Origin of the sequence: Pseudoalteromonas sp. P1-7a (assembly GCF_001401855.1) — a bacterium.
GTDB lineage: Bacteria > Pseudomonadota > Gammaproteobacteria > Enterobacterales > Alteromonadaceae > Pseudoalteromonas.
The window spans coordinates 114,601-128,250 of sequence record NZ_LKDU01000002.1; the positions used below are offsets into that span (position 1 = coordinate 114,601).

Consider the following 13,650-nt stretch of genomic DNA (forward strand, 5'->3'; position numbering starts at 1 on the left):
TACCTAAATAAACGTTTTTATTGATGTACTAAATAATAACAAATTTACTGGCGAGTGTTTTTATTTTTGCTAAATACTTTTAACAGGTTATATTTAGATCAAAGGAAATATAATTGGAGTTTAGAATGAGTTTAACAAAGAGTTTATCGGTTGATGAAAGTACTTTAACGATACAAATTAAAGGCAAATTTGACTTTAATTTAGTGCAATCATTTCGCCAAGCTTATGCGCAAATTGAGCCTAAAACAAATAAAGTGATTATCGATTTAAGAGAGACCGACTACATGGATAGTTCTGCACTAGGTATGTTGCTTAACATGAAAAAAACCATTGAAAGCCAAGTACAAACTATAGAGATTAGTAACTGTCAGCCTCAGCTTAAAAAAATACTGCAAATATCACGTTTTGACAAAAAGTTTGATATTAACTAATGACCCACGTACTTATTGTTGACGATCAAGCACTTAATCGCATCCTACTGGAAAAAATGCTGCTTGAGGAAAACTATAAAATATCAATAGCGTTTAACGGTCTCGAAGCGCTAGAAGTGCTAGAAAAAGAAGCCATTGATATTGTTTTACTCGATGTGCTTATGCCGGTAATGGATGGCTTTGAAGCCGCAAAGCGAATAAAGCAGCGCTATAACGACGTTTACCTACCTATAATTTTTATTACTTCGCTTGAGGATCAAAACAGCTTTGAGCGTTGTTTAGAGGTAGGCGGGGATGACTTTATTCAAAAGCCGTTTGAAAAAGTAATTTTAAACGCAAAAATAAAGGCGCATAGCCGTACCCGTGAATTAAGTAAAAAAGCCCACCAACAGAACACTTTACTTGAGTATCATCGCAATCAAATAGAGCGCGAGCACGAAATTATTGAGCACATTTTTAATAATTCGCTCGAAAACCAAGATAAATTTAAAGATCATTTAGACTTTAGCCTGTCTCCTGCTTCTATGTTTAACGGTGACATGTTTTTAGTCGCGCAAAGTCCAATTGGCAATTTATATTGCATGTTGGGGGATTTTACCGGCCATGGTTTAGCTGCTGCTATTGGCGCGCTGCCAGCATCTCGAGTGTTTTATACTATGGTGCAAAAAGGCATGGCGGTTAATGATATTGCCTCTGAAATTAATATATTGCTGCACAATTTACTACCGGAGCATATGTTTTGTGCGGCGACCATTATTGAGCTCAGTGCGTCAGGCAAAAGTATTTCAGCTTGGTTGGGCGGCTTGCCCGATGCCTACTTAATAAATACTGATGGTGAAGTAAAGCAAACGCTTGAATCGCAACACATGGCGCTGGGGATTTTAGACAGTGATGAATTTGAATACGAGCTAATTAATTTAGAAGTTGATAAAAGCACCCGCTTAGTGCTTTCAACTGACGGCATAATAGAAACTAACAACGATGCTGATATTTTTTATGGTGAGCAGCGCTTTTTAGCTGCACTAAAAAGCAAGCCGATGATCAGCAGCCAGCGCGTTATAGATAATGTAAATACTTTTGCCAATGGTAGCGAGCAATTAGACGACTTAAGCTTAGTACTGCTTAATTGTTTGCCACTAACCCCAGAGCCTGAGGCCAAAGAAGCGTATTCTAATTTAGCGTTTAACTTTTCACTTAGCTTAAACGCGCAGCAAATTAAATGCACAGACCCTGTGTATGATGTTGTTAATGTATTAAGCAGTGTTGAGGGGCTTAGGTCGCATCGCTCAAATATATTTTTATTACTTTCTGAGGCATACAACAACGCACTTGATCACGGTGTATTAGGCCTAGATTCAGACATAAAAAAACAAGACGATGGCTTTTTTAAATACTATGAATTAAGAGAGCAAGCACTGAGCAAAATGAAAGAGGCGATGATCATTATTGATATGCGTTATTGCCCAGATACTTTGTGCTTGTACTTTATTATTTGTGACTCGGGTAGGGGATTTTCAAGTGACTCTTCAAAACGTACCGAACTGAACGCAGAGTTTGGTCGCGGCTTATCGTTACTCGAAGAAGTGGCAGAAAAAGTGACGTATAACGCAAGTGGTAACCAAGTCGAACTGTGTTATAAGTTGCTATAGCTCAGAAAAAATTTCCGTGGTATTATCTAAAAAATTTTAGATGTATGGATGGCCAAATGATTTCTTCTTACCTTGATATTGCGCAATTAAACATAGACCCACAATTAATTGCCAAAGAGCTAGAGCAGCTAGAACAGTATATTGCTCAGAGCGCGTTGCCGTCTGTGCGTTGGGAGTATCAAATTCCTGAACTTGGTGAAGGCGGCGCATGTAGTTTGTTTGGTTATTTACAAGATGAGCCATTTAAGCTCACCGAACACGTGAGCGCGACTTCACAAAACGAGCAAAAACTAGCAAATCTGCAAAATATAGTTAATTACATAGCCCAGCAAACACAGGTCGATTGGTATGGTATTTATCAGGCAATTGACACAGCTCAAGGCCCGCAATTATTAAAACTGGCGTATCAAGGCGCGCCAAGCCGCCCACTGTTTCCTCTCACTGATGCTTTTGCAGCAGGCAGTAATAATGTACAAGTTGCGTTATCTAAGCGTGGGCGTGTAATTAACAACGTTGAGAGCTATTTAGCACAAGGTGGCGAGTACTATACGTGCGACCCTAAAGTAAAAGCTGAAACCTGTTTACCTTTGTTTAATGATCAACATGAGTGCGTCGGTATTGTTGATGCGGAGGCATTCAGTAACGACTTTTTTGATAGCCGTACATTGGCTGTATTAGTTGCGTGCTGCATTAAAATTCCTCACTTTCTAGTGTAAATATCACTAGCCAAGAAGGTAAGCTTTTATGTTAAGCTTACTACAACAGCCAACCCCTAATTAATGATAAGAGATAGCTAATGTTCTCAGAATTAAAACCATTACCAACAGATCCTATTCTTGGCCTTATGGCAGCCTATAAACAAGATACAAACCCTAATAAAATTGATTTAGGTGTAGGTGTCTATAAAGATGAGCAAGGCAATACACCGGTATTAAAAGCGGTAAAAAAAGCTGAAGCATTTCGTTTAGAAAACGAAACAAGCAAATCTTACATTGGTTTAGCGGGTAACTTAGACTACTGTCAAAAAATGGAAAACCTACTATTAGGTGAGCATCAAGCGCTTTTAGCAAACCGTGTACGTACTGCACAGGCGCCAGGTGGCACAGGCGCACTTCGCGTTGCGGCTGAGTTTATTAAACGTTGCAATAAAGACGCAACAGTATGGGTAACTACACCAACATGGGCTAACCACATTAGCTTGTTTGAAGCAGCAGGCTTAAACGTTAAAGAGTACCCATACTACGATTACGAAAACAAAGACTTATTGTTTGACGACATGATAAACACCCTCAAGCAAGTACCAAAAGGGGACATTGTGCTACTTCATGCATGTTGTCATAACCCAAGTGGTATGGACTTAAACGAGACACAATGGAACACCGTTGCTCAGCTTGCAAAAGAAGTCGGCTTTACACCACTTATTGATATTGCTTATCAAGGTTTTGGCTCATCACTTGAAGAAGATGCACGTGGGCTTCGCATTTTAGCTGATGCGGTAGAAGAGCTAATTATTTGTTCGTCTTGTTCTAAAAACTTTGGTTTATACCGTGAGCGTATTGGTGCGTGTTCTATTATTGCAAAAGACGCTGCAACCGCAGATATTTCAAACTCTGTGCTATTAAGCGTTGTACGTAGTATTTATTCAATGCCACCGGCGCACGGTGCCGACATTGTAAACACTATTTTAAGCAGCACAGAACTTACACAAATGTGGCACAGTGAGCTTGATGAAATGCGTAATCGTATTAATGGTTTACGTAGCTTAATCAAAGAAAGCTTAGCAGCAAAAGAAATAGAGCAAGACTTTTCGTTTATTGAACGCCAGCATGGTATGTTTTCTTTCTTAGGCATTAATAAAGAGCAAATTGCGCGCCTACAAAAAGAATATGGTATATACATTGTTGGTTCTAGCCGCGTAAACGTAGCCGGTATTAGCGATGCAAACATTGAATACTTTGCAAATGCTGTCGCTGACGTTTGTAAATAAACCGTCTGCTAAATAGTAAAAAAACCGCACTAACCAAAGGTTGTGCGGTTTTTTTAATTTATACCCCTCCTCAAAATAGATCACTTAATTATGCGGATTGGTATTAAAATGAGCTTAGCTTTCAATTAAGTCTTCAACATCAACAATCAGCCATGGTGCATCATTTGATGTTGAGCGCTCAAGGTGCCAAATTTCTAAAATTGGCTCTTCTTTTTTATCACCTAAATCACGGTACTTACCTTTAAAGCGAATACTTACTTGCCAAGCGCTCGCTGTTGTATCGGCGCGAACAAGCTCTGCATCTATAAACATAACTTCAGTGTCTACACTTTCAATCGCTTCGCGTTCTGCTTTAAATTCTTGTGCTAACTCTGGGCTTAGGTATTCAGCCATCGTTGCATAATCAGCATTGTTCCATGCTATTTGTAGCGTATGGTAATGGCTACGCGCACCTTGTAAAAAGCCATTTACGTCAAAATTGGGTGGTAAGTTATAAGGCACTTGTTCTGCGTTAGTGCTTTGCTGAGCAAACCTATGATTTATAGGCTGCTCAGATTGAGCGTGTTTAAATGCATTTTGCCCCATATTATTGCCAGCAAGCTGCGGGGGGTGTTTAGCGCGTATAAAGCCCATAACAAGCTTAAATATAATAAATGCAGCTCCAGCTAATAAAATCATTTCCAATAGCTGAAACCCTTCAAAATTATCACCTAACATTGCTGCAATTAACCCACCGGCTAAAAGTCCACCTAGTACACCCGCCATTATGCCTTTTTTATTCGACTTAGCTTTAGTAGCCGGGGCTTGTGTTGTCGTGTCAGCTTTTTGCTTTTGTGCGGTTTGTTGAGTTGTTGGGGTTTTGCCGCGTTTGCTGCTACCAAATTTTTTACGTGCATGTACATCAAAACTGGCAGTACAAAGTAGTGCTAGTAAAGTAAATATAACGATGATGTTCTTCATGAAATTCCTTAATTTAAATCGAGCAGGAATTATAATTTACTTTGTTGTAGAACTTAATAAATTACGCTTAAAATCAACGTGATCGAGTGATAAGTAAACAGTGGTAATTATTTATAGGCACAAAAAAAGCGCTTATTTAAGCGCTTTTAAAATAACAATAAAGTTATAGCCAACGAATAGCATTGGTAACCCGCTCGTTGTACACATTAATTGGCGCGCCGGTATTTGCCACTAAAATAGTATCGGCTTTTTCGCCTCGATTAATATGCCCTGCAAAACGAGAATCATGAAAATCATCTTCGCCAAACCCAAACGACTTATTTTCAGAAGGGACAATAAACACTGTCATTGGGCCAAAGTCTGACTCAAAAATTAAGTGCAAACCTTTTTCTCCTTTGAAATCGCAAAACATTGCATAAGTAATCTTACCAGGCAGCTCTTCTATATGAGCGCCAAGTAGTGCAAGCTTGTCGTTGACGCTTTGTAAACTAATAGCATCGGTTTTTTCAAGGGCGCTAATTTCATGGTAAACATGGGTTAAGGCATGTTCACCTGCTGCGTGGGCAATGTGTTGTTCTGTGCTAAAAAAGAACGCACCAATGGCCACAAAAAAAGACGCGGCTAACGCTAAATGAACACGGTCAAATTTAAACCGAGAGCGTGCATCTACAACGTTACCCCCTGAGGCTTGTTCCTCTTGAATAGCTTTTTCTTTCAACGACGTATTTAAAATAATACGCTCAGCAAGGTTTTCAGGCACGGGCACATCTAACGCATCTTGAATGTGTTTATCAAAGTCTTTCATGTCGTTAATAAAGTTTTGTCGCTCAGAGCTTTCTTTAGCAAACTCTAAAAGCTCCTTTTCTAAATCGTTTGGCTGCGCAATAGTGCGTCGACGAAACTCAAGTTCATCCATTATTTTGATGCCCCTTTAAGTTGTTCATCATCACGGCTTAAAGCCTCTTTAAGTTGGTTTCTGGCACGGTATAAACGGGTCATAACCGTGTTTTTATTTAAATCGAGAATCTCAGCTATTTCTTCACCAGAGCAACCCATAACAACTTGCAGAAGTAAGGGTTCTCTGTATTCGTCAGATAGCAGTGAAATTTGGCGTTGGATAACCGTTTGCTCCATTTCATCATCTAACGAATGGCTGGTTTCATCGACAAGTGTATCGTTTTCTACATCGCTGTAGTCAAATTGCTTGCGCTCAAAGCGACGCGCATTTTCTCTACGCAAAATAGTGAGCAGCCATGGCTTGGCGGCTTTTTGATCCAATAATGAGTCAAGCGAGCGCCAAGCACGTAAAAACGTTTCTTGTACTAAGTCATCTGCAATATGGGGGTCACGGCATAACCAATAAGCAAAGCGATAAAGCTCCTTATTGTATACATGAACCAAGGCTTCATAGCGCTTTTGTTTCTCTGCCATATCAACTAAGACCTGATTATTTGATTTTTTCTTTCCAAGCATAATTACTTTTTTTAGTTAAAATTTATCATTTAATGCATGCAAAGACCTGAACTTATCAATTTTTTAATAAAGGTCTTTTAATACAGCTTGTTGCGACTTTGCGTGTTGAACTTGGTGCTGTTCAATTATGTTAATAATAGCATTAAGATCGAAATCTGCGTTGTTATTAGCATAAAGAGCTGAGCGTAAACGGTTGGTCTGTATTGCCAGCTCATCATTATTGATGTTGTGTATTAACGTGTCTATCGCAGCCACTTTTTTGCCCGTAAGCTTAATCGCTACTTCATTTAGTTCGCTGTAAAATGCATTGAGGTTATTTGATTTGGCTGCATTTTTAAGCGCGTTTAATGAAAGCGGTTGGGCTTTATTTACAGATGCACTGTTATTTTTTTGCTCATTATTAGTAGAACGGCTTAGCCAATAAAAAATTGCAGTGATTATCCAAAAAATATACCCCAGCACGGCAACAATAATTAACCAAAGCGGAATAACACTTTGCGACGTGGCTACTGCTGTATTGTGCTGCTCTGTATTACTTAGATTATTGTCAGGCAAATTTGGCTCACCTGTATTAAGGGGATCGTTTGTAGCAGTACTTGGGTTTATACCATTGGCGCTTGGTGTTACGGTTATAGTACGTTCAGGTAATTTAGCATAGCTAATACGGTTTATTTTGGTGTTATACCAAGGCAATGTTATTTCAGGTAGGGTGTAGGTACCTGCTTTTTGTGGTAATAACGCAAATGACGCTGTTTGCTGAGATACAACCCGTCCGTTTCTTACGGCATTGTTTGTTTCTACCTCGTCGGGATAACTGCGAATTCCCGTAATGGTTTTCATATCAATTTCAGGCAGTTGCTCTTTAGTAACCCCTAATGCGGTTAAGGTAATAGTGCGTGTAATAGGTGTGCCAACTTCTACTGTATTTTCATCAGGTTGCCACTGCTCATCAATATTAACTAACTCACTGGGCAGCCATGCGCCTTTATAGTTTGCTGGGATAGGTTTTATCTCAAGTTGCTGATCATCCCCTAAAGCCGACACCTCTAATTGGCGGTAGTTTTGTTGTACACGGCCTTGAAATGTAGGGCCTGTAATAGTGTATACACCACTTTTTTGCGGTTGTAGTAAGTATTCTCGGGTGATCACTAAATAACGTTTACCATCTACAAGCTCATAGCTTTCGGTTTGTTTACCTAATTGAGTAAGTTGGGCATCCTCCATGGTGGGTGTACTTAAACTGCCGTCAAGTAGCTCTTTTGCTAGGTAGAGTTTAATCGTATATACGCCAGCTTCTTGAACAAACAACGCGTCACTTGAGAGCGATGTTTTTAAAAAAATATCGTTATTTTTATCAGCATCGGCTGCGCGTTTAGCCACTTTTAATTTTATAGGTTGCGAGCTTAAACCTGCCACGGTAAAGGCTGGAATGGTGTATTCGCCCTCATTACGGGTCATTAACTTTACAGACCACGTTGTTTGCTTATTAATATTGCCATTTATAATGTTGGTGCGCGTACTCAAACTTGTGGGCCCAACGACAAAGTCTTTAAGTAACACCGAGGTGTCGGGTTGCTCGGTTTTTATTGTGTCGTCCACTGAAATGTTAAGCATAAAAAATTCGCCAGCAAGGACTGGGTTTTTATCTACACTTGCCTCTAATTTGGTGGCGGCCCATGATGGCATCGCACTTAATAGCAATAAACAGCAAAATAATCGCATTACCATGATTTTTCTACTCCTGTAGGGCGACGTTGATATTGTCTTTTTTGGGCTTCTAATTGCATTTTATTCCGTAATAAAATTGCCGGATCGTCCGGTACTTTTCTTAATAACTGGTTAAGCTGCTGGGCTTTTTCTTTCTCTTCGTTGGTGAGCTCACGGGCTTGTGCTTGCGCGGCTTGTTGTTGGGCGTTTTGCTTTTGCTCATCTGTTAACGTTTGCTGCTGCGCTGTTTGCGGCTGAGCATTTTCAGCCTGTTCTTCGTTTGTTTGCTCAGGCTGTTTTTGCTCTTGATTAGCTTGTGGCTGAGTTTGTAGGTCTGGCTCATTTTGTTTATCTGATTGTGAACCCGACTCAGCACTTTGTGGGTCTTGCTCAGTGTCAGACTCATCACTTGGCTCACCTTGCTGATCTTGTGATTGTTCGCCTTGGCTTTGCTCTGATTGAGAATCGCTATTTTCACCTTGTTGGCTTTGATCTGATTGCTGATTGTTTTGTTGCTCACTTTGAGCAGATTGTTGCTGATTATCTTGCGAATCACCCTCTTGCTGTTGCTGCTGTTGCTGCTCGAGCAACTGCTCAACCAAAGCTTGGTTATCAGCGGCTTCGCTAAAGTTAGGTTGTAACGTTTGTGCTTGTTTGTAAGCATCTATGGCTTGTTCTAGCTGTCCTGATTTGGCAAGCGCGTTGGCATAGTTATAAAAACCAGTGGCTGATTTATCATTACTAAAGGCTTCTAGTGCGGCATCAAAATTACCTTGTTGGTACAATGCGGCCCCTTTTAAGCTGCTTGAGTCGGCATTGGCGGCCTGTTCAAAATCTTTATTTTTATAAGCATCAAGTGCTTGCTGATCAGTATTTTTTAAAAAAGAGGGGAGCTCTAATGCGCTTGCTTGCTGGGTTGGCAAAACGCTGAGTACCAAAAAGGCCCCTAAAAATGCTGCACTTCTAAATAAATAAAGACCTAAGGGCAGTAAAATAAGTAACCCGTATATACCGGCGTCTATACGCCAAAGGGCATGGCTTTGTTTTTCATCTTTTAATAACTCACTATTGGCACTTGGTGCAAAAGTAGCTATGTCGCTGCTGCTAGGTTGGTAAAGGGCAAACTTTCCACCACTTCGCGTCGCTAGGCTTTTTAAGCGGCTAATATTAATAGTAGGAATGACTATTTGACCGTAGCTGTCTTTTAAAAAGCCGCCTTCAGGTAATTTAATCGGCGCGCCTTGCTCTGTGCCAACGCCATATATATTTAGCCGATAAGAGGAATTACTGGTAAAGCTTGTAATATCACTTTGTTCTTCTTGGTCTATGCCATCGGTAACTAATATTATATCGCCATCAATATAGCCTGCTTGTGTTAAAAGCTCCTTTGCCATATCAAGGCCAGCTAAAACATTCGAGCCTTTATCGGGCATAATGTCAGGGCTTAAACTCGGAATTAAATTGCTAAGCGTAGTGGCATCGTTTGTGAGTGGCGAAATAGTATAGGCACTGCCGGCATAAGCAACTAAAGCCGTGTCGCCTTCTTTAAATAGCTCAATCATATCGAGTGCCTTAAAGCGCGATTGCATTAAACGATTTGGTGCTATATCGGTACTGTACATTGAGTACGACATATCCATTACAATTACACGAGCACTTTTACTTTGAAATACAGGAACCTGTTTTTCTTCAAAGCTAGGGCCTGCACTAAACATAATCGCTAAACAGCAAAATACAGCAACCAACCAGAGTGGTTGGCTGGCTTTAGTGTTTGACTCGTTCATAATAAACGGCGCCAAATGAACCGCTATTAGGTTATCTGCGCTTTGTTTTTTATACTTAATAAAGGCGATAAAAAACAAAGCCAGCGCTGGTATTAAAAGCCACAAAACAGCGGGGCGAATAAATGTAAAGTCCATTAGCTAGGCTCCTTTAATGCACGTAAGGTGCTTAACAGTATTTTTAAACTAATGAGCAAAATAGCAATAAGTAGTGGGTAGTAAAACAATGAGCTTTGCGGGCGAAATGTCTGCTCATCTGCGCTAATTGGCTCTAACTTATCGAGCTCTGCGTAAATTTGCTGAAGTCCAGCTACATCTTTGGCCCTAAAATATAGCCCACCGGTCTGTTCGGCAATATCTTTTAATAGGCTTTCATCTAAGCTGCCGCCACTCATACCGCCCATATTAAAAAGGCTAAAGCCGCGTCGGTTATCAGAGCCAACCCCTATGGTATATACTTTTATTCCTTCTTCGCGGGCAAGGAGTAGGGCGTCTTCAGGTTTTAAATTACCCGCGGTGTTTTGCCCATCGGTTAATAGCACCACAATGCGGTTACTTTTATCTTTATTGGCAAAACGTTTTACCGATAAACCTAGCGCATCGCCAATAGCGGTGGCGCGCCCTACCAAGCCAATTTGAGACTCGCTAAGCATTTTACTTACGGTTTTAACATCGCGAGTTAGCGGCGTTTGTAAAAATGCGGTATCGCCAAATAATATCAGCCCTAGCCTGTCACCTTGACGCTGCTCTATAAAGTCACTCAATACGGCTTTTACCATAGTGAGGCGATCAACATATTGGCCGTTGTAGGCCATGTCTTGTTCGGTCATCGAGCCTGATAAATCGACCGCAAGCATTATATCGCGTCCTTCATTAGGTAATGAAATAGGCTCATCTAACCACGTTGGGTTTGCAGCCGCTGTTACCAGTAATAACCATAAAGCCCATTCAAAAATACTTAACTTACGTGTGCCTTGTTCAAAGCTGTGTGTGGCTAAATTGTGTTGAGCAAAGCTAGGAATGCGAAGGCGCGTTTGTGCGCTACTTGCAGCTGGCTTTAATAATAAAAGTAATAAAGGCAGCGGCAGTAATAAAAATAACCAAGGCCAGCTAAATTCAAACATGTACTGACTCCTTTAACTTAAATTGTTTAATACCTTGGCGAAACTTGTTGGTTAGTTCTTTGTTTGCTTGCTCGGTGTTATAAAGGCTGAGTATTTCCTGCTCGCTAAAGCTTAAACCCGTTAACGCATTAAGCGTATTGCACCAATTAGTGGTTGACTGTGCAGCTAGGCGTTTGTCGTAATACTCAATAACAAGGCGTTTTAAAATAATATGAAGGGTGAGCGGGTTTTGTTCTGTTTTACTTAAATCTATTGCGTAACGTTTTGGCTTTTTAAATTTGTGATTTTTGTAAAACCAAAAAGCAGCTGCACAGATTACTATAAATAGCAGGGCAATAATAACCCACCAAGCAGGAGCGAGTGGCCACCAACTTACTTGGCTTGGTGCTATTATGTCGTGCAGGCCGTCGAGTGGATTGGATTGCATGGTTACTTTCTCACTAATTGCAGTTCAAGCGGGCTGGCTGCATTGAATGATATTAAATTAAGGCCTGATTTAGTTAAGCGGTTAAGGCGAGTACTAAATGCGTGCTCGGCATTTTTTGCAAAGCGTTTTCTAAAATTACTGTCCATTAGTGGAAGGGCAAAGTCTTGATTATTTGCACTTACCGTTACAGTTTGTTTAAACGCAGGGAGCTGATGCTCAAATGGGTCACTTATATGACAGCCTATCAGCTCGCAGTGGCGGCTTAATATTTCTAATTGCTTAAAGCTTGCATCATCAAGGGCATTAAAGTCAGAGACTAAATACACTAAGCTGCCAGGTTTAGCTAAATGATTAAGGCGCTTTAAATTATCACTAAAGTTATTACTTGCTTGTTTGTCTATATTGTTAAGTGCTTGCTGGTGGCTGTCGCATAGGTTATGACACAGGTTTAATACTGCTTTTTCGCGGGCGCTGGGCTTTAGCTCTAAATGCGAGTGCTGGTTAAACACAATGCCGCCAATTCTATCTCCGCGTTGACACGCAGACCATGCAACTAGCGCGCTAATGTGCGCAGCTTGTACCGACTTAAGTAGCAGCTTTGAGCCAAAAAGCATTGAGTTTGAAAAATCAGTAAATACAAACACAGGGCGCTCTTTTTCTTCTTGAAAAAGCTTTGTATGGGTTTCGCCGGTACGCGCCGTTACTCGCCAGTCAATAGAGCGAATGTCATCGCCTTGCTGGTAATGGCGTACTTCGGCAAACTCCATGCCTCGGCCTTTATGAGGCGCAAGGTATTGCCCAGCTAAACTGTTTTTAATTTTAACTTTTGGTGCAAGCTCTAGCAATTGCGCTTTTGCTTTGTAATACATAAGCTCTTTTAGCGCTAAATTTACACCGTGGCTATGGCTTTGCTTTAGCCACGCCTTTGAGTCTAATTGTGTTTGCATAACTTAGGGTACGGCTACAAGTTCAACAATACGGCTTATCACCTGATCTTTAGTAATGCCATCAGCCTGTGCTTCGTAGCTTAAAATAATACGATGGCGCAGTACATTATGTACAACGGCTTGAATGTCATCGGGTGCAACAAAATCACGGCCATGTAACCAAGCGTGGGCACGGGCACATTTATCAAGTGCAATGGTGGCACGGGGGCTTGCGCCAAACTCAATCCAACGGCCAAGTTGCTCATCAAACTTAGCCCCTTCTCGAGTGGCAATAATAAGCTGTACTAAATATTGCTCAAGCGGCTCGGCTAAATACAAACCTAAAATAGCTTGGCGAGCGGCAAATAAGTCGCTTTGGGTAATTTGCTGCATTACCGCTTGGTGTTCATTAAGCGCTTCACCACGGGTTAAGCGCAGTATATCTAGCTCGTGCTCTGCACCTGGGTAATCAATGCTTAAATGTAATAAAAAACGGTCTAATTGTGCCTCTGGCAGCGGGTAAGTCCCTTCTTGCTCCAGCGGGTTTTGGGTAGCCATTACCATAAACAAATCGCTAAGCGGGTAGGTGTTTTTACCTACCGTTACTTGGCGCTCTGCCATGGCTTCTAATAACGCTGATTGTACTTTTGCTGGGGCACGGTTTATTTCATCGGCTAAGATAAGGTTATGAAATAAAGGGCCTTTTTCAAACACAAATTCACTTGTTTGTTGGCGGTAAATATCGGTGCCTGTGACATCTGCAGGTAATAAGTCGGGCGTAAACTGCACGCGTTGAAACGAGCCTTCAATGCCTTTAGCAAGGGCGTTAACAGCACGGGTTTTTGCAAGCCCTGGTGGGCCTTCTACTAATAGGTGCCCATCAGCTAAAATGGCAATAAGGAGTGCTTGAGTAAGCTCTGGCTGGCCAATAATTTGTGTATCTAAGTACGTTTTTAATTGTTTGAATGCGTTAGCTGCCATAATAAATAGACTTCCTCGTCAGCTGGGTTTGTACCTAATTTGTTATAGGTGATTAATACTGACCTAGTTATAAGGTTTATAAGTGAGTAACTCAAGAGTTAGACTGTATTTTTAAAAATAGTTCGTTATTTTTTAACGGTTTTTAGCGTACCACAAATCTTTGTAAAAACGCGTAAAAAAGCCTATTGTGGTAGTCAATATTAA

The 13,650-nt window shown here is 40.8% G+C and carries 13 protein-coding genes; 4 read left to right on the plus strand and 9 right to left on the minus strand.

Annotation, left to right across the window (positions count from 1 at the left end):
- Window positions 1-125 precede the first annotated feature (125 nt).
- From AN389_RS02615 to AN389_RS02630, 4 genes are all read left to right on the plus strand, one after another.
- Window positions 126-431: an STAS domain-containing protein gene (locus tag AN389_RS02615; protein ID WP_004587319.1), complete on the plus strand. Its 306-nt coding sequence runs from the start codon at window positions 126-128 to the stop codon at window positions 429-431.
- On the plus strand, window positions 431-2,080 hold the full coding sequence (locus AN389_RS02620) for a SpoIIE family protein phosphatase (RefSeq protein WP_055019199.1): 1,650 nt from the start codon (window positions 431-433) through the stop codon (window positions 2,078-2,080). The genes AN389_RS02615 and AN389_RS02620 overlap by 1 nt, the downstream gene beginning before the upstream one ends.
- 56 nt (window positions 2,081-2,136) lie before the next feature.
- Complete coding sequence (locus AN389_RS02625) at window positions 2,137-2,796, plus strand: GAF domain-containing protein (RefSeq protein ID WP_055019200.1); 660 nt, start codon at window positions 2,137-2,139, stop codon at window positions 2,794-2,796.
- Between the two features lie 80 nt (window positions 2,797-2,876).
- The gene (locus tag AN389_RS02630) at window positions 2,877-4,067 is read left to right on the plus strand and encodes an amino acid aminotransferase (protein ID WP_055014030.1); all 1,191 of its coding nucleotides are present in this window, start codon (window positions 2,877-2,879) and stop codon (window positions 4,065-4,067) included.
- A gap of 114 nt (window positions 4,068-4,181) precedes the next feature.
- Here the strand turns inward: AN389_RS02630 and AN389_RS02635 are convergent, their stop codons facing one another.
- The 9 genes from AN389_RS02635 to AN389_RS02675 form a co-directional block, all read right to left on the minus strand.
- Entirely contained in the window at window positions 4,182-5,027 is an 846-nt protein-coding gene (locus AN389_RS02635) for a Tim44 domain-containing protein (protein WP_055019201.1), read from the minus strand.
- A gap of 163 nt (window positions 5,028-5,190) precedes the next feature.
- Window positions 5,191-5,943: a DUF3379 family protein gene (locus AN389_RS02640; protein ID WP_055014028.1), complete on the minus strand. Its 753-nt coding sequence runs from the start codon at window positions 5,941-5,943 to the stop codon at window positions 5,191-5,193.
- Window positions 5,943-6,500: a sigma-70 family RNA polymerase sigma factor gene (locus tag AN389_RS02645; RefSeq protein ID WP_055014027.1), complete on the minus strand. Its 558-nt coding sequence runs from the start codon at window positions 6,498-6,500 to the stop codon at window positions 5,943-5,945. The genes AN389_RS02640 and AN389_RS02645 overlap by 1 nt, the downstream gene beginning before the upstream one ends.
- A 63-nt stretch (window positions 6,501-6,563) precedes the next feature.
- The gene (locus tag AN389_RS02650) at window positions 6,564-8,228 is read right to left on the minus strand and encodes a BatD family protein (RefSeq protein WP_055017184.1); all 1,665 of its coding nucleotides are present in this window, start codon (window positions 8,226-8,228) and stop codon (window positions 6,564-6,566) included.
- A complete protein-coding gene (locus AN389_RS02655; protein WP_055014025.1) occupies window positions 8,222-10,126 on the minus strand; it encodes a VWA domain-containing protein in 1,905 nt (634 codons plus the stop codon). The genes AN389_RS02650 and AN389_RS02655 overlap by 7 nt, the downstream gene beginning before the upstream one ends.
- Window positions 10,126-11,112 (minus strand): VWA domain-containing protein, encoded by a 987-nt coding sequence (locus tag AN389_RS02660; RefSeq protein ID WP_055014024.1) that lies wholly within the window; start codon window positions 11,110-11,112, stop codon window positions 10,126-10,128. Before AN389_RS02660 ends, AN389_RS02655 begins: the two co-directional genes overlap by 1 nt.
- Complete coding sequence (locus tag AN389_RS02665; protein ID WP_055019202.1) at window positions 11,105-11,539, minus strand: DUF4381 domain-containing protein; 435 nt, start codon at window positions 11,537-11,539, stop codon at window positions 11,105-11,107. The genes AN389_RS02660 and AN389_RS02665 overlap by 8 nt, the downstream gene beginning before the upstream one ends.
- Before the next feature lie 2 nt (window positions 11,540-11,541).
- The gene (locus tag AN389_RS02670; RefSeq protein ID WP_055017186.1) at window positions 11,542-12,486 is read right to left on the minus strand and encodes a DUF58 domain-containing protein; all 945 of its coding nucleotides are present in this window, start codon (window positions 12,484-12,486) and stop codon (window positions 11,542-11,544) included.
- 3 nt (window positions 12,487-12,489) lie between these two features.
- The gene (locus tag AN389_RS02675) at window positions 12,490-13,446 is read right to left on the minus strand and encodes a MoxR family ATPase (protein WP_029773481.1); all 957 of its coding nucleotides are present in this window, start codon (window positions 13,444-13,446) and stop codon (window positions 12,490-12,492) included.
- Window positions 13,447-13,650: the final 204 nt, after the last annotated feature.